At 42.0% G+C, this 17,410-nt stretch carries 16 protein-coding genes and 2 pseudogenes; 14 read left to right on the forward strand and 4 right to left on the reverse strand.

What is annotated here, in order from left to right:
- Positions 1 to 84: 84 nt before the first annotated feature.
- Complete coding sequence (brnQ, locus tag B3R79_RS00225; RefSeq protein ID WP_293693118.1) at positions 85 to 1,458, reverse strand: branched-chain amino acid transport system II carrier protein; 1,374 nt, start codon at positions 1,456 to 1,458, stop codon at positions 85 to 87.
- Between the two features lie 207 nt (positions 1,459 to 1,665).
- On the opposite strand from brnQ, the gene sstT reads away from it, so the two are divergent.
- From sstT to B3R79_RS00250, 6 genes and pseudogenes are all read left to right on the forward strand, one after another.
- The gene (gene sstT / locus B3R79_RS00230) at positions 1,666 to 2,886 is read left to right on the forward strand and encodes a serine/threonine transporter SstT (protein ID WP_168260404.1); all 1,221 of its coding nucleotides are present in this window, start codon (positions 1,666 to 1,668) and stop codon (positions 2,884 to 2,886) included.
- A gap of 153 nt (positions 2,887 to 3,039) precedes the next feature.
- A pseudogene (locus B3R79_RS00235) lies at positions 3,040 to 3,877 on the forward strand (SAM hydrolase/SAM-dependent halogenase family protein).
- Positions 3,878 to 3,880: 3 nt separating this feature from the next.
- Positions 3,881 to 4,429 (forward strand): ECF-type riboflavin transporter substrate-binding protein, encoded by a 549-nt coding sequence (locus B3R79_RS00240; protein WP_154454773.1) that lies wholly within the window; start codon positions 3,881 to 3,883, stop codon positions 4,427 to 4,429.
- A gap of 100 nt (positions 4,430 to 4,529) precedes the next feature.
- Positions 4,530 to 5,310: pseudogene (locus B3R79_RS07455) on the forward strand (DUF3744 domain-containing protein); the annotation flags it as partial.
- On the forward strand, positions 5,295 to 6,206 hold the full coding sequence (locus B3R79_RS07460; RefSeq protein WP_414717721.1) for an ATP-binding cassette domain-containing protein: 912 nt from the start codon (positions 5,295 to 5,297) through the stop codon (positions 6,204 to 6,206). The pseudogene B3R79_RS07455 and the gene B3R79_RS07460, both read left to right, overlap by 16 nt.
- Complete coding sequence (locus tag B3R79_RS00250; RefSeq protein ID WP_293693119.1) at positions 6,203 to 7,033, forward strand: energy-coupling factor transporter transmembrane component T family protein; 831 nt, start codon at positions 6,203 to 6,205, stop codon at positions 7,031 to 7,033. The genes B3R79_RS07460 and B3R79_RS00250 overlap by 4 nt, the downstream gene beginning before the upstream one ends.
- A gap of 49 nt (positions 7,034 to 7,082) precedes the next feature.
- Here B3R79_RS00250 and ktrA read toward each other — a convergent pair whose 3' ends face one another.
- Genes ktrA through rsmG form a run of 3 tightly spaced genes read right to left on the reverse strand, consistent with a single transcriptional unit; the run spans position 7,083 to position 9,867 of the window.
- Positions 7,083 to 7,754: a potassium uptake transporter gating subunit KtrA gene (ktrA, locus tag B3R79_RS00255; RefSeq protein ID WP_293693120.1), complete on the reverse strand. Its 672-nt coding sequence runs from the start codon at positions 7,752 to 7,754 to the stop codon at positions 7,083 to 7,085.
- A gap of 11 nt (positions 7,755 to 7,765) precedes the next feature.
- Complete coding sequence (locus B3R79_RS00260; protein ID WP_293693121.1) at positions 7,766 to 9,142, reverse strand: TrkH family potassium uptake protein; 1,377 nt, start codon at positions 9,140 to 9,142, stop codon at positions 7,766 to 7,768.
- An 11-nt stretch (positions 9,143 to 9,153) separates the two neighbouring features.
- Positions 9,154 to 9,867: a 16S rRNA (guanine(527)-N(7))-methyltransferase RsmG gene (rsmG, locus tag B3R79_RS00265; protein ID WP_154454768.1), complete on the reverse strand. Its 714-nt coding sequence runs from the start codon at positions 9,865 to 9,867 to the stop codon at positions 9,154 to 9,156.
- A 250-nt stretch (positions 9,868 to 10,117) separates the two neighbouring features.
- On the opposite strand from rsmG, the gene B3R79_RS00270 reads away from it, so the two are divergent.
- From B3R79_RS00270 to dnaI, 8 genes are all read left to right on the forward strand, one after another.
- Positions 10,118 to 10,669 (forward strand): LemA family protein, encoded by a 552-nt coding sequence (locus B3R79_RS00270; RefSeq protein ID WP_293693122.1) that lies wholly within the window; start codon positions 10,118 to 10,120, stop codon positions 10,667 to 10,669.
- A 58-nt stretch (positions 10,670 to 10,727) separates the two neighbouring features.
- A complete protein-coding gene (gene htpX, locus B3R79_RS00275; RefSeq protein WP_168260410.1) occupies positions 10,728 to 11,621 on the forward strand; it encodes a zinc metalloprotease HtpX in 894 nt (297 codons plus the stop codon).
- Between the two features lie 83 nt (positions 11,622 to 11,704).
- Positions 11,705 to 12,241, forward strand: coding sequence for a YceD family protein (locus tag B3R79_RS00280; RefSeq protein WP_154454765.1), 537 nt, complete (start codon positions 11,705 to 11,707; stop codon positions 12,239 to 12,241).
- Between the two features lie 236 nt (positions 12,242 to 12,477).
- A complete protein-coding gene (locus B3R79_RS00285) occupies positions 12,478 to 13,173 on the forward strand; it encodes a response regulator transcription factor (RefSeq protein WP_168260411.1) in 696 nt (231 codons plus the stop codon).
- Positions 13,174 to 13,241: 68 nt separating this feature from the next.
- Positions 13,242 to 14,633 carry a sensor histidine kinase gene (locus B3R79_RS00290; protein ID WP_293693156.1) on the forward strand — a complete coding sequence of 464 codons (1,392 nt, stop codon included), beginning with the start codon at positions 13,242 to 13,244 and terminating at the stop codon, positions 14,631 to 14,633.
- Between the two features lie 138 nt (positions 14,634 to 14,771).
- The gene (nrdR, locus tag B3R79_RS00295; protein WP_154454762.1) at positions 14,772 to 15,269 is read left to right on the forward strand and encodes a transcriptional regulator NrdR; all 498 of its coding nucleotides are present in this window, start codon (positions 14,772 to 14,774) and stop codon (positions 15,267 to 15,269) included.
- Positions 15,256 to 16,404 carry a DnaD domain protein gene (locus tag B3R79_RS00300; RefSeq protein WP_168260413.1) on the forward strand — a complete coding sequence of 383 codons (1,149 nt, stop codon included), beginning with the start codon at positions 15,256 to 15,258 and terminating at the stop codon, positions 16,402 to 16,404. Before nrdR ends, B3R79_RS00300 begins: the two co-directional genes overlap by 14 nt.
- Positions 16,405 to 16,420: 16 nt before the next feature.
- Entirely contained in the window at positions 16,421 to 17,323 is a 903-nt protein-coding gene (gene dnaI, locus B3R79_RS00305) for a primosomal protein DnaI (protein ID WP_293693123.1), read from the forward strand.
- Positions 17,324 to 17,410 lie beyond the last annotated feature (87 nt).

Genomic DNA, 17,410 nt, shown 5'->3' on the forward strand with positions numbered 1-17,410 from the left:
AACTTTTTGGGGTCAGTACATTGGCATCTTCTTTTTTGATGCACACAAAAACACCCAAGCGCCTTTAGCTTGGGTGTTAGCAGGTTAATTTTTTTGAACTCTTTGAACGATGACGCCAAGGATAAATCCAACGACGGAAAAGCTAATCCAACCCATTGAGAATTGACCAAGTGGGACAACGCTGGTAAAGAAGTATACCACTCCGTTTGGTAGGTTAAACAAACCAGTCATGGCTGAAAGGGTAGATAAGGCATCGTAAAGAGCAGGAATCATGGTGAATGCGATTGTCAAGCGATAGACAATCGGGCTATTTTGGAAGAATTTAGAGCAAAGCATCAAGAGAACGATAGCGATTGTTAATGGGTAAAGAAGGTAAAGCACAGGGAGTGACCATTTGATGAGTTCAGATAAGCCACCGAAGTAAAAGACTAAAGCAATCAAGGTAAAGATGGTTGCCCAGCTAACGTGCGATACTTTTGGTTGCAATTTATGGAAGTACTCCGCACAAGCTGTGATAAGTCCTGTTGCTGTTGTCAAACAAGCTAGGAAAATAGCCAAGGCTAATACCACTTGTCCGATGTTACCAAGGTAAAAATGCGCTGACTGACTAAGAACATTTCCACCGTCAACAGGGGCACCGTTAAGCATGAATTGACCATCAGTAAAGCTAAAAAGGCTTTGTGATGTTGCTCCGATGCGTGCCACAAAGATGTAGATAAGTGCCAAAAGAACAGTAGCAATGATACCTGATTTGAAGGTTAGTCCAGCGACTTCAGATTGAGTCTTAGCACCGTGTTGCTTGCTGGCATCAATAACGATAATGGCAAAGGCTAGTGAAGCAAGGGCGTCCATGGTACCGTAACCTTGGATAAGTCCAGCGACAAATGGCACATCTTTGAAAGCGTTGCTGATGTCATTAGCTGCATTGTGAGCTACTCCAATATCACCAGCTGGTTTGATAAAGGAAGCCACCACCAAAACAGCAATGATAATCAAAAGAGCAGGCGTCAAATATTTCCCAATACGGTCTGCGATTTTGCTTGGTCTGATCGCCAAGAGGTAAGATAAACCAAAGAAGAGCAAACCATAAACGATTTTGGCAATGAGATTGTCACCAAAGATGGGTTGGATACCAACTGAGAATGATGTTGCCCCCGTTCTTGGAATAGCAAAGAAGGGACCAATTGAAAGGTAAAGGGCAATTGAAAAGAGCAGGGCATAGCGTTTTGAAACAGGTCGAACGAAGTCCTCCACGTCACTCGCCCCAGAGCGTGCAACAGCCACCACACCCAGCAATGGCAAAGTAACTCCAGTCAAGCAAAAGCCGATAATGGCAAGCGCCAAATTGCTTCCAGAGTAAATCCCTAAAAAGGCTGGGTAAATCAAGTTAGCTGCCCCAAAAAACAGAGCAAATAACATAAATCCTATGATGACATAGATATTTTTAAAGGTTTTCATAATCTCCTCCTCGTTAAGAGATATATTAAAGTTGAGACAATTATAATTTAGAGAAATGTCTGACAATTATTATATCGAACGGATTCTTAACCGTCAATAGTCGTGAATTGGCAATTGCAAAATGGGGTATGAGGGGCAAGCATCGTTTGACGAAGCCCTTGTTTTATATTATGATAAGAAAGTTATTTCGTTATGAAGGGAGTTTCTATGAGACATTTTATCAGTGTTTGGAATAGGACCAGTTTAATCAAACGCATTGTCATCGGGGTGGTGCTTGGTTTGCTTTTGGGAATGCTGATTCCTAAGGTGAGTGTCATCGGTCTGTTGGGAGATTTATTTGTTGGTGGTTTGAAAGCTATTGCGCCTTTGCTTGTTTTTGCTTTGGTGGCAAATGCCTTGTCACAACACGAAAGAGGTAAGCGAACCAATATGTCCACCGTTATCGGACTTTATCTGATTGGGACCTTGGCGGCAGCCCTTGTGGCCGTTATGGTCAACTACCTTTTCCCGCTAACTTTGACTTTAGACGGCGTGAGCGATAGCAATTTATCGGCACCAGAAGGGATTGCACAGGTCTTTAAGGACTTGTTGCTCAAGATTGTGGATAACCCTGTGAATGCTGTGGCTTCTGCCAATTACATCGGGGTCTTGGCTTGGGCGGTCATTTTTGGTCTAGCCTTGCGAAATGTCAGCCCACAAACCAAAGAATTGCTTCAAACAACGGCAGAAGTGACGTCACAAGTGGTGCGTTGGATTATCAATTTAGCGCCGTTTGGTATTCTAGGTTTGGTGTTTAAAACCGTTTCTGACAATGGGGTTGGGATTTTGGCCAATTATGGGATGTTGATTGTGACCTTAGTTGGTACCATGCTTTTTGTTGCCTTGGTGGTCAATCCGCTCATCGCCTTTATCATGATTCGTGAAAATCCTTATCCGCTGGTCTTTTGTTGCCTGCGTGAATCGGGCTTGACTGCCTTTTTCACGAGAAGTTCAGCTGCCAACATTCCTGTCAATATGAAACTGTGTGAGGACTTGGGCTTGGATGAGGACACTTATTCGGTTTCTATTCCGCTGGGAGCAACGATTAACATGGCTGGTGCAGCGATTACCATCAATATTTTGACCTTGGCTGCTGTTAATACCTTGGGGATTCATGTTGATTTTCCAACTGCCTTTTTGCTCAGCGTGGTATCTGCCATTTCAGCTTGTGGGGCTTCAGGTGTTGCTGGCGGTTCTTTGTTGCTCATTCCCGTTGCTTGTAGCTTATTTGGCATTTCAAATGATATTGCCATGGAAGTTGTCGGCATTGGCTTTATCGTCGGTGTGGTACAAGATTCTTGCGAAACAGCTTTGAATTCATCAACCGACGTTTTATTTACCGCTGTGGCAGAAAAATCCGTTTGGGGCAAAGGAAAAGCCAACCAATAGAAAAAACGAACAATACTGTCTGAGATAGCTCTTATCTCAGGCTTTTTTTGTCTATTTGGCAAATGGCTAGCGCTTCTAAAATAAAATCTGCTTTAAAATAGCCCTAGTTTATGTTGAAATAAAGCAACATCAAAAAGGAGAAAAAAGACTATTTTGACAAATCATCTACTTGTTTTGCAATCAGATTTTGGTCTGGTTGACGGAGCCGTTGCGGCTATGGTTGGGGTAGCTTTGCAAGATGAAAATCCATAATTTAACGCACGAAATCACTCCTTACAATATTTTTGAAGCCTCTTACCGTTTGTTCCAAACGGTGGAATATTGGCCTGAAGGCACTACTTTTATCTCTGTTGTTGACCCTGGAGTTGGCTCAAAACGTAAAAGTGTGCTGGCTTTGACCGAAAACAATCAATACATCGTGACGCCTGACAACGGTACCTTGACGTACATCAAAACCCATGTGGGTATCAAGGCTATTCGTGAAATTTCAGAAGTCAAAAATAGACGCCAAAACACCGAGTATTCTTACACTTTCCACGGTCGTGATGTCTATGCCTATACAGATGCTAAATTAGCCAGCGGGCACATCACTTTTGAAGAAGTTGGACCAGAATTGCCCGTGGATGCTGTGCTCGAATTGCCTGTTGTTGAAACGGCGATTGGGGACAATTTTGTTCGTGGAGCTGTGGATATCTTAGATGTGCGTTTTGGGTCTTTGTGGACATCTATCAAACGTGAAGATTTCTACACCTTAGAACCTGAATTTGGTGACCGCTTTGAAGTGACCATTTCCAACAACGATATGTTGGTTTATCAAAATCAAGTCACCTATGGCAAATCTTTTGCGGATGTTCGCATTGGTCAGCCAATTCTCTATATCAATTCTCTTTACCGTGTTGGTTTAGCCATTAACCAAGGTTCTTTTGCCAAAGCTTATAATGTCGGTGTGGGTTCAAACTGGCATATCGAAATTAAAAAATTAGGAGGGTAGTTCATGACAAATCAATCAATCAAAACCGTTGTTGCGACAGGAATTGGGGCTGCTTTGTTTATCATCATCGGGACTTTAGTCAACATCCCAACGCCAATTCCAAACACGAATATCCAGCTGCAGTATGCTGTGATTGCCCTCTTTGCGATTATTTATGGTCCAACGGTTGGCTTTTTCTCAGCCTTTATCGGACACGCCCTAAAAGACGCCCTTCAATACGGTTCTCCGTGGTGGACTTGGGCTTTAGTTAGTGGCTTGATTGGACTAGCTATTGGTTTGTTGTCAAAACGCATCAATATTGAAAAAAATCCCTTAACTGCTAAGGATTACGTTTTGTTTAATGTGGTGCAAATTCTTGCGAATGTCGTGGGCTGGGGGATTATCGCACCTTATGGTGACATTTTGATTTACAGCGAACCAGCCAATAAAGTCTTTGCACAAGGATTTTTATCTGCTTTTATCAATAGTTTGACGATTGCTATCGGTGGTTCTTTACTGCTTGCTGTCTATTCACGTACACGGACACAATCAGGCAGTTTGACCAAAGACTAGACGGTCTGACAAGCTATTTTAGCTAACGAAGGAGTGGGGTGCACATTGATGGGTAAAATCATGACAACATCCCACTTTTATTATTTTTTAGGAGAATCATATGAAGCCCTTTATACAATTTAAGGATTTCACGTTTAAATACGATGTTCAAGCGGAGCCAACGTTAAAGGCCATTGACTTGACGATTGAAAAAGGTCAAAAGGTCTTGATTGTAGGTGCTTCAGGGTCAGGCAAATCCACTATTGGTCATTGTTTAAATGGCATTATCCCAAACATTCACCAAGGGGAAAAAATAGGTCAGCTACTTATTGATGGTCAGGATGTTTTTGACCAATCGGTTTATGATAAATCCCGCTTGGTTTCCACTGTGTTGCAGGATCCAGATGGGCAATTTATCGGTTTAACTGTGGCGGAGGACTTGGCTTTTTCACTGGAAAATGACTGTGTGCCTTTGCCAGAAATGCAGTCCAAGGTTCAATCTTGGGCGGAGCGCTTGGATTTGACGGCCTTTTTGCAGCATCGTCCACAAGATTTGTCAGGTGGGCAAAAGCAGCGCGTGAGTTTGGCTGGGGTCTTGATTGACGAAAGTCCGATTTTGCTATTTGACGAACCTTTGGCTAACCTTGACCCCAAGTCTGGTTAGGAAACCATTGATTTGATTGACCGCATTCACAAGGAAGAAGAAGCGACGACTATTATTATCGAGCATCGCTTGGAGGACGTGCTTTACCGACCTGTGGATAAGATTGTCTTGGTCAATGACGGACACATTCTTTTTGACGGCGATCCAGACAGCCTTTTAAAAACGGATTTGCTGATGGAAAATGGGATCCGCGAACCGCTTTACATCACGGCTTTGAAAGATTTGGGTGTGGATATTGAAGCCATGGACAATTTATCACGCATTGCAGATCTCAAACTTCCCCAAATCACCTTGGAGTCGCACGGATTTGCTGACAAGCAGCCAACGAAAGCACCGCTGCTCAGTGTGCAAAACCTAACCTTTGCCTACCAAAAAGACCAGCCAGTGCTAAAAGGAATGATCCTAGATGTCCACAAGGGGGAACGCATTGCCATTGTCGGCAAGAACGGTTCAGGCAAATCAACCCTTGCCAAAGCCATCTGCCAATTTATCACACCAGATGGGGATATTTTCTACCAAGGCCAATCCGTCATGTCTGATTCCATCAAGGAACGTGCTGAAAAGATTGGTTATGTCTTGCAAAATCCCAATCAAATGATTAGCCAAACCATGGTCTTTGACGAAGTAGCACTAGGCCTTAGCCTACGTGGGATTGACGAGGCTAGTGTGGAGCAGCGTGTCCTTGACACCTTGAAAATCTGTGGCTTATTTCCTTTTCGAAAATGGCCTATCTCAGCCTTGTCTTTTGGGCAAAAGAAACGCGTCACCATCGCTTCGGTCCTTGTGATGAATCCAGAAATTCTCTTGCTGGATGAACCAACAGCAGGGCAAGACAAGAAGAATTATACTGAGATTATGACCTTCTTGGACGAATTGAGCCAAGCAGGGCATACGATTATGATGATAACGCATGATATGCAACTGATGCTGGAACATTCAGACCGCAGTGTGGTGATTAGTGATGGGCAGATTATTGCAGATTGTTCCCCAGTCGCCTTATTTAGTCAACCGTCTATTTTAAAACAAGCCAATCTTAAAAAGACCAGCTTATTTAAGCTGGCTGAGGTTTTGGGTGTGGACCCCATTGATTTGACGCATTATTACATTGAACAACAAGGAGGCAATCCGCTATGACAAATCGCCTGATTGGTTTTCAAAGTGGTCGTGGTTTTCTCTACTCCCTGTCAGGTGCCAGCAAACTCATTTTCTTTATTTTGGTTTCTGTTGCCTGCATGACCACTTACGACACCCGTTTGATTTTGGCTATCGGTATTTTTTCGGTTTTACTATTTAAAATGGCGGGCATTCGTTGGCACCAAGTGTCCTTTGTCATCACCTTTGTTGCTGTTTTTGCCTTGTTAAATGTTTTGATGGTTTACCTGTTTGCCCCAGATTACGGGGAAATGATTTACGGTAGCAAGATCATTTTATGGCAAGGCATCGGGCGGTTTAACCTCACGGCTCAGGAACTTTTTTACCTGTTTAATTTGGCCTTGAAGTATTTTTGTACCGTACCGCTGGCCATCTTGTTCTTGATGACCACTCACCCCAGCCAATTTGCCTCTAGTCTTAATCAGATTGGGATGCCTTATAAAATTGCTTACGCGATTAGCTTGACTTTGCGTTATATTCCTGATGTGCAGGAAGAATTTTACATGATTCGTATGTCACAAGAAGCGCGTGGCTTGGAATTGTCTTCGAAAGAATCACTAGTTAAGCGCATAAAAGGCAACCTGCAAATCGTCATTCCCATTATCTTTAGTTCCCTAGAACGCATTGACACGGTATCGACAGCTATGGCGCTGCGCCGTTTTGGGAAAAATAAAAAACGCACTTGGTACACTTACAAGCAATTAACCAGAGATGATTTTCTAACCATTCTCTTGGCGCTCGTGATTGTTGGAGTGAGCCTTTGGCTCTTTCATCTCAACGGTGGCCGTTTTTACAATCCATGGCACTAAAAAGAATCTTATCATCATGCCCTTTTGGGACTGGTGATAAGATTCTTTTTTATTTCAAATACCCTAAATAATCGAATTTTTCAAAGGTGTTGTCACTAGCGATGGCAACCACTTTGGTATTAGGCTCAAAGACCTCACTAGGATTGATATCGGTATCAAGCGTGGTCAGATTTTTTCGGCGAATACCAATCAAGTTCAAGGCGTATTTGTTGCGTAAATCTAGTTGAATCAGACTTTTACCCACCCAAGAATCTGGAATGGAAAATTCAATCATAGACACCGTATCTTCCAAATGCACGATGTTATCAATGCGGTGGCGGAGCATATTTGAGGAAACGGTTTTTCCCGAATCACGCTCAGGAGTGATGACCTTGGTTGCTCCGATGCCATAAAGCACTTCTTCGTAAGTGGCATTTTTGGCCTTGGCTAAGATGGTTTTGACCCCTAATTTCTTACAATGCATGATGGCTAGGACAGAAGATTCTAAACTAGTTCCTGTCGCAATCACCACCTTGTCACATTGGGCGATGCCCACCGCTTTTAAAAATTCAATATCGGTGATGTCACCAACAGCGGCTTTGCTGACAAATTCTGCCACGTCTTGGACGCTGTTTTCCTTGCAATCCACGGCGATGACGTCTTGTTCAAATTTGCTGAGTTCTTCAGCGACTGTGCGACCAAAAATCCCTAAACCAAGGACACCAATAATTTTTTTCGTCATAGTTTTTCCTTCTATCCCATATTTATCGTTGTTTGTGCGTAATGAATATCTTTTCTCTTACGTTGCAAGAGGCTCAACAGAACCGTGATGGGACCGACACGCCCCACAAACATTAGCACCATGATGACAATGCGTCCCCCAGTTGACAATTGCGGGGTTAAATCCATTGACACCCCCACTGTCGCAATAGCAGAAATAGCTTCAAACAGTAGGGCTAAAGGATTGTGATGAGGTTCAAAGAGCAAGAGTGCCATGTAACCTACCGTCAAAATGGTGAAAAAGAAAATCAAGATGGTAAAGGTCTGTTTGATGACCTTGTTGGCAATGACGCGATTGCGGAAGGTCACTTCAGTTTGCCCTGTTAATTCTGCCTTAAAGAGCAAGAACGTAATAGCAGCTGCAGTGACCTTGACCCCACCAGCCGTACCGCCAGGAGCACCACCGATAATCATTTGAAGCATATACAAGACATTGGTAATAGGATGCGTATCGACATAAGAAATGGTTGAAAAACCAGCCGTTCTCATAGTAACGGATTGGAAGAAAGATACCATCCATTGTTGGAAAATATTGTAATGCCCGATGGTCTTTGGGTTTTTGTATTCCATGAGCCAGCTCAAGACGGTACCCAGTAGCAAAACAATCCCTGTTGTTGCTAAAACCAGCCGTGTTTGATTGCTCAAAGAACGTGAAAAAGTCGTGAAACGATAAGGCTTGTCAGTCAAAAAGCGTTTGACGGCATCTCTCAAATCCAGCAAAACCGCAAACCCAATCCCACCTGAGAAAATCAAAATAGCAAGGACTATATTGATCAAAGGGTTGAGAACAAAAGGTCTTAGACTAGCATCACCGAGGTTGTCAAAACCGGCATTACAAAAGGCGGAAACTGATAAAAAGATGGCATTGAAGATCCCATGCCCCACCCCAAAACGAGGAATGAAGTCAAATAGCAAGACCACCGCCATTGCCAACTCAAACACTAAGGTTAATTTATAAGCGCTAAACAAATATTGCCGCAAGTTATTGCTGTTGTCATAGTTCAGTGCAGATTGCAGCAAATGCTGCTCAGACAAATTCATGCGACGGCGCATGAGGTAAAGACTGACAGAAATTAAGGTCACCAAGCCTAAACCACCAATTTGCATGAGCAATATTACAATCACTTGCCCTAAACCATTATAAACAGAGGCTACGGGAAAGACCGATAGCCCTGTCACGCAAACCATGGATACAACATTGAATAAATGGTCAAGATAGGTCGTTGCAGGTGCGTCTGGATAATGCGTGATAGGCATAGAGAGCAAAAGGCTCCCGATAATAATAACAATAATAAAACTAAACGTTAACCGTTGTATGCTTGTTAAGGATTTAAAAAACGTAATCACCATTCATCTCCTTTTTAGAGTGGCTTTTTATTGGGCATTCCTGGCTTACGTGGGTACTTGTTTGGGGTTTCTTTTTTCTTTTCCAAAACGGTCATCTGACGAGGGTCACCATTTGGTAGGGTGTAGTGTTTGTTTTCGATAACCTTGGCAAAGAGCAGCTTCATAGCATTTTGAGCATCTGCCAATTCTTCCTCAGCAGCTGAGGCTTTCAAGGCAACCAATCGTCCCCCTACTTTTAAGAAAGGAATGGTCAATTCAGTCAAAACTTGCAAACGTGCAACAGCGCGTGCGGTTACGATATCGTAAGTGGCACGAAAGGTCTTGTCTTGTCCAAAATCTTCAGCGCGCCCATGGTAGAAATGCACGCCATCCAACTCCAAGGCTTCTGCCAAGAGATTGAGAAATTGAATGCGTTTGTTGAGCGAATCAATAATAGTGACATCAATCTCAGGACACAAAATCTTGATTGGGATACTTGGAAAACCAGCCCCAGCCCCAATATCTAAGAGGCGGATAGCTTGATTGGTAATATTACCCTGCAAAACAGGAGCCACGGAATCATAAAAATGCTTGAGGTAAACATCCTCTTTTTCAGTAATTGCTGTCAAATTGATTTTTTGATTCCACTCCACAAGCAAGTGAAAATAAGTTTCAAATTGCTGCTTTTGCTTATCACTCAAATCAAAGCCTTGCTGGCTCAATTGCTGGTAAAATTCTTCTGGTGTCATCTTTATCTTGTCGGAAAAAAGCCCGACTTTCCTTTCCTAGTAATTCTAAACAGTTCTTATTTTACCACAAATACGACTTGATAACAGGCTGAAAATGTCATTGCCTAAAAAGCCTTCTATTTCGTCACTTATCATTTTGAAAATGGTTTTAAAATTGGTATAATATGCCTAGTTAAAAGACATTGGAAATGTCTGATTATTGTTGTTAATATGCGTCCATTTGGATGCCTGACTGTTAAGGGAGAATGATATGGCTTTGATCATAGTTGTTGTAATTATCGTCTTAATTCTTTGGGGCATTGCCCTTTATAATGGCTTGGTTAGAAGCCGTATGCAAACCAAAGAATCTTGGAGTCAAATTGACGTGCAGTTGAAACGCCGAAATGACTTGATTCCTAATCTCATTGAAACGGTTAAGGGTTATGCTGCTTACGAGGAAAAAACCTTTGCTAAAATCACAGAATTGCGTCAACAAGTGGCAGATGCCAAAACACCAGCCGAAGCCATGCACGCTTCAAATGCCTTGACAAATCAATTGTCAAACCTCATTGCTGTGGCAGAAAACTACCCTGATTTGAAAGCCAACAACAGCTTTATCAAGCTCCAAGACGAGTTGACCAATACTGAAAATAAAATCGCTTATTCACGCCAGTTGTTTAACACCACAACGGCAAATTATAACGTGAAATTAGAAACCTTCCCAAGCAATCTTATTGCAGGAATGTTTGGGTTTAAACCAAGCCAATTTTTGGAAACACCTGAAGAAGAGAAAGATATTCCAAAAGTAACCTTTGATTTTTAAATCTGACGTCACAGAGAAAGGAATACAAAAAGCCTCATGTGAAGGCTTTTAACAAAATATGCTATATAATCAAATTTCCAGTAATAAAAGACGAACCGTTGTCTTGCTTATTGTGTTTTTCATGCTATTAGCGGCAATTGGTGCGGCGGTTGGTTACCTTTGGTTGGGAGATATGACTTTTGGGGTAGTCATTGCCGTGATTATCGGTGCTATTTATGCCATGAGCATGATTTTCCAATCCACCAATGTTGTCATGTCAATGAACCATGCGCGTGAGGTGACCGAGCAAGAAGCTCCGCAACTTTATCACATTGTTGAAGATATGGCGATGGTGGCGCAAATTCCTATGCCTCGTGTCTTTATCATCGAGGACCAATCGCTTAATGCCTTTGCAACAGGTTCTAGCCCTGAAAATGCAGCCGTTGCGGCTACGACAGGCCTCTTAGCCGTGATGAACCGTGAAGAATTAGAAGGAGTCATTGGGCATGAGGTGAGCCACATTCGCAATTATGATATCCGTATTTCCACCATTGCCGTGGCTTTAGCGAGTGCCATTACCTTGCTATCTAGCCTTGGTAGTCGGATGATTTGGTTTGGCGGTGGGCGTCGTCGTTCAGATGACCGTGACAATGGCACAGGGCTTTTGGTTTTTCTCTTTTCCATTTTGTCTTTAATCCTAGCTCCTTTGGCAGCGACCTTGGTTCAATTGGCTATTTCAAGGCAGCGTGAGTATTTGGCAGATGCTAGCTCGGTAGAATTAACCCGCAACCCACAAGGCATGATTAATGCCCTTCAAAAATTGCAACAATCTGCTCCAATGCAGCAACCTGTTGATGCAGCCAGCGCAGCATTGTACATCAATGACCCTATCAAGAAGGAAGAACGCTTGACCTCATTGTTTAGCACGCACCCATCTATTTCCGACCGCATCGAGCGCTTACGTCAGATGTGAGAATAAGGCATATCTGTGGTATAATGGTGTAAGGGAGGTTTTTAGGCTATCTCCCCGATACGACAAATAGAGGTTTTAAAGATATGTTTTCAATTTTAGAAATAAAGAAAAATAGTGACGGTATTGCTTTTGACCGTTCCTTAGATATTAAAGAAAAACTTCAAGCGCGTGACGAGGACATTTTAGATGTCAAAGACGTTCGTGCGACTGGTCATCTTTCTTACGATGACGGCTTGTATTTGCTCCAATACACGTTGGGCTATACGTTGACCTTGCCGTCTAGTCGTTCGATGCAGCCTGTTGAGTTTCATCAAGAAGAACTCGTTTCAGAGATTTTCGTTGAAGCATCAGACCTTGCGGACAAGGAAGAATTAGTCAGAGAAAATTTAGCCATGGTTATCGAAGATGGTTTTATCGATTTAGAAGAAAGCGTCATTGATAACATTTTGCTAGGTATTCCGATGCAAGTTTTGAGTGAAGAAGAGCAAGCTTCAGCAGAAATGCCATCAGGCAATCATTGGTCTGTTTTGACAGAAGAGCAATACGATGCTCTCCAAGACGAAAAGAAAAAGGCCAATAATCCTTTTGCCTCTTTAGGTGGCTTATTTGATGATGAGTAAATCACTTCATAAAAACGTAAGGGACGATGAAAAAGCTTCAGGAGAGGCTTTTTTGTCTGGTCGTTTTCAAATAACTTTTTAATAATATGAGATTATTTGAGAATTGTCTTGAAATTTCATAATCACTTTGATATACTTTTAAAGCTGTGCAACATGACTTATTTTTAGGGATTAGAGATAAGTGTTGCTGGAAAAAGTGAAAAAGAAAAAATAATAATAAATGGTAGGTTGGACACATGAGTAAAAAAATTTTAATCATTGAAGATGAAAAAAATCTAGCACGGTTTGTGTCTTTGGAATTACAACACGAAGGGTATTCGGTTGTTGCAGAAGAAAATGGTCGTCAAGGGTTGCAATTGGCTTTGAACGAAGACTTTGACCTTGTTTTGTTGGATTTGATGCTTCCAGATATGGACGGTTATGAAATCACACGCCGTCTTCGCTTGGAAAAAGAATACTTATCCATCATTATGATGACGGCTCGTCATTCAACAATGGATATCGTGGCTGGTTTGGACCGCGGTGCAGATGATTACATTGTAAAACCATTTGCAATTGAAGAATTGCTTGCTCGTATTCGTGCGGTTTTCCGTCGTCAAGATGCAGAGTACAAAGCCCTAAAAGAAGGTCAAAATAAAGAAGATGCTGTGGGCTTAAAACTAAACCCGCAAAACCGTTCAGTTATTCGAGGCCAAGAAGATATTCCATTGACCAAACGCGAATACGATTTGTTGTCAATTCTTTTGTCTAATACAAACCGTGTATTGACACGTAAAGAATTGTTGTCTAATGTTTGGAAGTACGACAAAGACGTTGAAACCAACGTTGTGGATGTTTACATTCGCTACCTTCGTGGAAAATTAGATATCCCAGGTAAGGATTCTTACATCCAAACTGTTCGAGGCATGGGTTATATTATTCGAGAAAATTAATGAATCGTTTGAAAGAAAAGCTTTTAAATAAGCGACTATCGCGATCGTCGATATTGCCACTGCTTTTGATGATAACGGCTTTCAATATTGTCCTTTATCAAGGATTTACGCAGCTTTTTTTGGCAAATGACCGTTATCAAATGAAAAAAGACCTCCGTTCAATGACAAAAGTCTTGTCTAAGGAATCTGAATTGACGACATCTGTCTTGGTATCCCTTTTTAATGCGGATCATTTGTCTAATGTAGATGGTGATGATCAAGACCAATCATCTGTTGTCCTTGAAAACGATGGTCTGTCTAAATATATTTCGAGTGAGCAGACGGTAGCTATTTTTGATGCGGACAAACACCTGCTGTTAACGACTGATTCGGATTCTAGTCAGTCAGAGGATCTGTTGGCCGAATCATCTAACTACCACAGAGTTGGGACGAGAGGGTATTATTTAACGACTAAGGTTGTATCCGAGAAAACCCATGGAACCATTGGTTACGTGATCGTTTTTCAAGACTTAAAACTGTATGAAAAAACGCGTCGTTATCTCTTGCTCTTCTTGATAGTGCTTGAAGTAGTTGCTCTTATTGTTATCTTATTGCTCTTTAAACGGATGACTAAGCCTTATTTGAAACCCTTGGAGGATCTTAAATCGTTGGCTGAAACCATTAGCAGTTCACCAGAAGAAACAGGTAATACCAAATGGAAGAATCCTTTGGAGCAGGAATTGGAATTGTTACAAAATGCCAATAATTATTTAGAAGTTGTGGCGGATTACACTAAACACCAATCGCAAGCCATCAGTGAAGTCAGCCATGAGCTTAGGACACCTGTTGCTATTATCAAGGGACACTTGGGCTTGCTTAAACGTTGGGGTAAAGAAGACTCAACGATTTTACAGGAGAGCTTGGACGTTGCCTATGATGAAACAGAAAAAATGTCCATGATGATCGATGAGATTTTGGATAGCATTCGTTTCCAAAATGAAGTTATTGAAAATAGGGATCAAAAGACTGATTTGAAAGCGTCTATTGAAAAACTATTGGAAAAAATCCGTGTCGTTTATCCAGATGTTTCCTTCAACGTTTCTCTTCCTGAGAACAAGAGCATTATGGCAAATATCTACCAGCATCATTTTGAACAGTTAATGCTCATTTTGATTGACAATGGGGTCAAGTACTCAACAAAAATCAAACGCATTCACATTACGTTGGAATTGTCAGACAAGCAACCTTTGCTTAAAATTCGAGATGAGGGAAATGGGATGGCGAAGGAAGAAATCAATTACATTTTCGAGCGCTTTTATCGTTCTGACACCTCGCAACCTGTTAGTGAAGTGGTGCAAGGGCTTGGCATTGGCTTAAATGTTCTCAAACAAATTGCCGAAGTTTACCGCTTAAAAGTGACAGTTAACAGTGTCATTGACGAGGGAACAGAGTTCAAGGTCTTGTTTCCTGAATGCCGCTAAGAGTTAGGTTTTAACCTAGCTCTTTTTGTCTGCCAAAGTTCTTGTTGATAGTAGCTCCCAAGGGTAATGCCTTTTATAATCTTCTATTTTATGGTAAAATAAAGTACTATATTACAATGGGTAGAATGGGGTGTGAGCATGCGTTGTCCAAAATGCAATTATCATAAATCGAGTGTTATTGATAGCCGTCAGGCTGAAGATGGCAATACCATAAGACGTCGTCGAGAATGTGAAAACTGTCATACGCGTTTTACAACTTTTGAACGCATCGAAGAGTTGCCTTTGTTGGTCATTAAAAAGGATGGAACGAGGGAACAATTTTCGCGTGAAAAGGTGCTAAATGGGATTTTCCAAAGTGCTCAAAAACGCCCAGTTTCTAGCGATGACCTCGAACAAGTGGTGTCGCGCATTGAAAAGAGCATTCGAAGCGATTATGATAGTGAGGTGCCAAGCACCGTCATCGGTAATTTGGTGATGGACGAGTTGGCAGAGCTAGATGAAATCACTTATGTCCGTTTTGCCTCAGTTTATAAGTCTTTCAAAGATGTCGATGAGATTGAGGAGTTGCTCCAACAAATCACTAATCGTGTTCGCAGCAAGAAAAAAAGAAGTGATAATGTAGATGAGACCGATTGAAGAGTTTTCGTATATCAAGAACAATAAGGTTGTCTTGGATTCAGATAGCCTAACGCAGCTCTATCTTCCTGTTATCGGTAATCAAGCGACAGCTCTTTATCATTATCTAAATGCCTTTTTTGATAATGGTGCTAAGCGTCATAAATTTAGTGAAATCCTCAATCACCTTCAGGTTAGCATGGGGGATTTGGAAGAAGCATTAGCTATTTTAACAGCGATTGATTTGCTGGTTTTGTACCAAACGCGTAACGGTTATGTGTTTAAATTAGTCCAGCCCTTGTCTCGCGAAGCTTTTTTGGGCAATCCCATTTACCGCCGTTTGTTAGAAAAAGAAATCGGTGAGGTTGCCGTGGCAGAATTGGATATGAGCCTTCCTCAGGATGCTAGGGACATTTCCAAAAACTTTTCGGATATTTTCTCTGCGGAAGCGCCAGCTATCAAGCGGCCAGTGTCTAAAAATCATTTTGATTTGGGGAGTTTCCAACGTTTAATGGCGCGTGATGGACTGCGTTTCAAGGACGAGCAATCAGATGTGTTGACCATTTACGGGATTGCAGATAAGCACCGTCTTAATTGGTTTGATACCTATCGTTTGGCTCAACAAACGGCTATCGGTGGTACTATTTCGCCTAAACGGATGCTGGTGCAATTGGAACAAAGCAAGGAAAATCCGGCTCCCGCTGGCGAAACCTTTAGTGCCAAAGAGCAGGTTATTCTCCGTGAAGCCAAGCAAGATAGTGCCAGCGATTTTCTGACTAAAATCAAATCGCCACGTCATGCGGTAGTCATTGCGAGTGAACGTCAACTCTTGGAAGAGTTGGCCAACATGGGCTTTTTGGATGAAGTGATTAACATCATGGTCTTGTACACTTTAAATAAAACGAAGTCAGCCAACCTCAACAAGGCTTATATCTTAAAATTGGCTAATGACTTTGCTTACCACAAGATTGCCACGGCCGAGGCGGCTATGTTGCAAATGCGGTCATTCTCACAACGACGCAAGGATCAAAAACAAACGGCCAAAGAAAGCAAGAAAAATATCCCTAAATGGGCTGAACAAGATTACAAACACGAGGCAACAGCTGAGGAAAAAGCCAAATTGGAAGCCCTCAAACGTAGCATGCTAGAAGATTAAAGGAAAGGAGCGAGCGATGGAAAAACTAGGAGATACTTTAGCAAAACAGCTTCACAACAAACGTCATGACTTGAATGCCTTGACGCAAAAGATTTTGATGGATACTGAAATTGTTGATTTTATTAGTTCTCATGGGCTCACACAAGAGCAAATCACACGCAGCTTGCCTAAATTTAATCAATTTATGGTGGAACGCGACAAGTTTCAACAAGGTGATGCTTCTTACGTTGCCAAGGGTTACAGGCCAGCCCTCAGCATGAATGAAGGCTATGCCGATGTGGTGTATTTGGAAACGCGTGAATTGGTTGAGGCCAAAAAGCAGCAAGATATCAAGAACCGTGTGACTTTGATGGGCTTGCCATCTAGCTTCAAGCAGATTTCAACGGATGACATTGATTTGGACGATCCCAATCGGATTGAGATTTACCATTATATCACCGAGTACATCAATCGTTTTGACATGACGACTCAAAAAGGTCTGTATGTTTTTGGGACGTTTGGGGTTGGTAAATCCTACTTGATGGCTTATTTGGCCAATCGTTTGTCTGCCAAGTACGGCAAATCAACAACCATGTTGCATTTTCCAACCTTTTGTGTTGGCATCAAGAGTGCGATCAATACAGGTACCGTCAAGGAAGAAATTGATCAGCTCAAAGCGGCAGAAATTTTGATTTTGGATGATATCGGGGCGGAACAATTTAGCCCGTGGATTCGTGACGATGTCTTGCAGGTGATCTTACAGTACCGCATGCAAGAAAATCTATTGACGTTTTTCACGTCTAACCTTGATTTTAAGGATTTAGAGGCTCATTTTGCTACATCACGCTCAGGTGATGAAACATGGCAAGCCAAACGAATTATGGAGCGGATTCGCTACCTTGCTAAAGAGATTCATTTACAAGGTGATAACAGACGTTGACAGCATAAATAACTCATAACGAAATGAACTAGAAAGGAAGGCTTGGCTAGGGTGTGTTTTGAAAAATGCCTCTAGCAAGAAGCAGGA

It is taken from the genome of Streptococcus sp. UBA3373 (assembly GCF_002360305.1).
GTDB classification, from domain to species: domain Bacteria; phylum Bacillota; class Bacilli; order Lactobacillales; family Streptococcaceae; genus Streptococcus; species Streptococcus alactolyticus.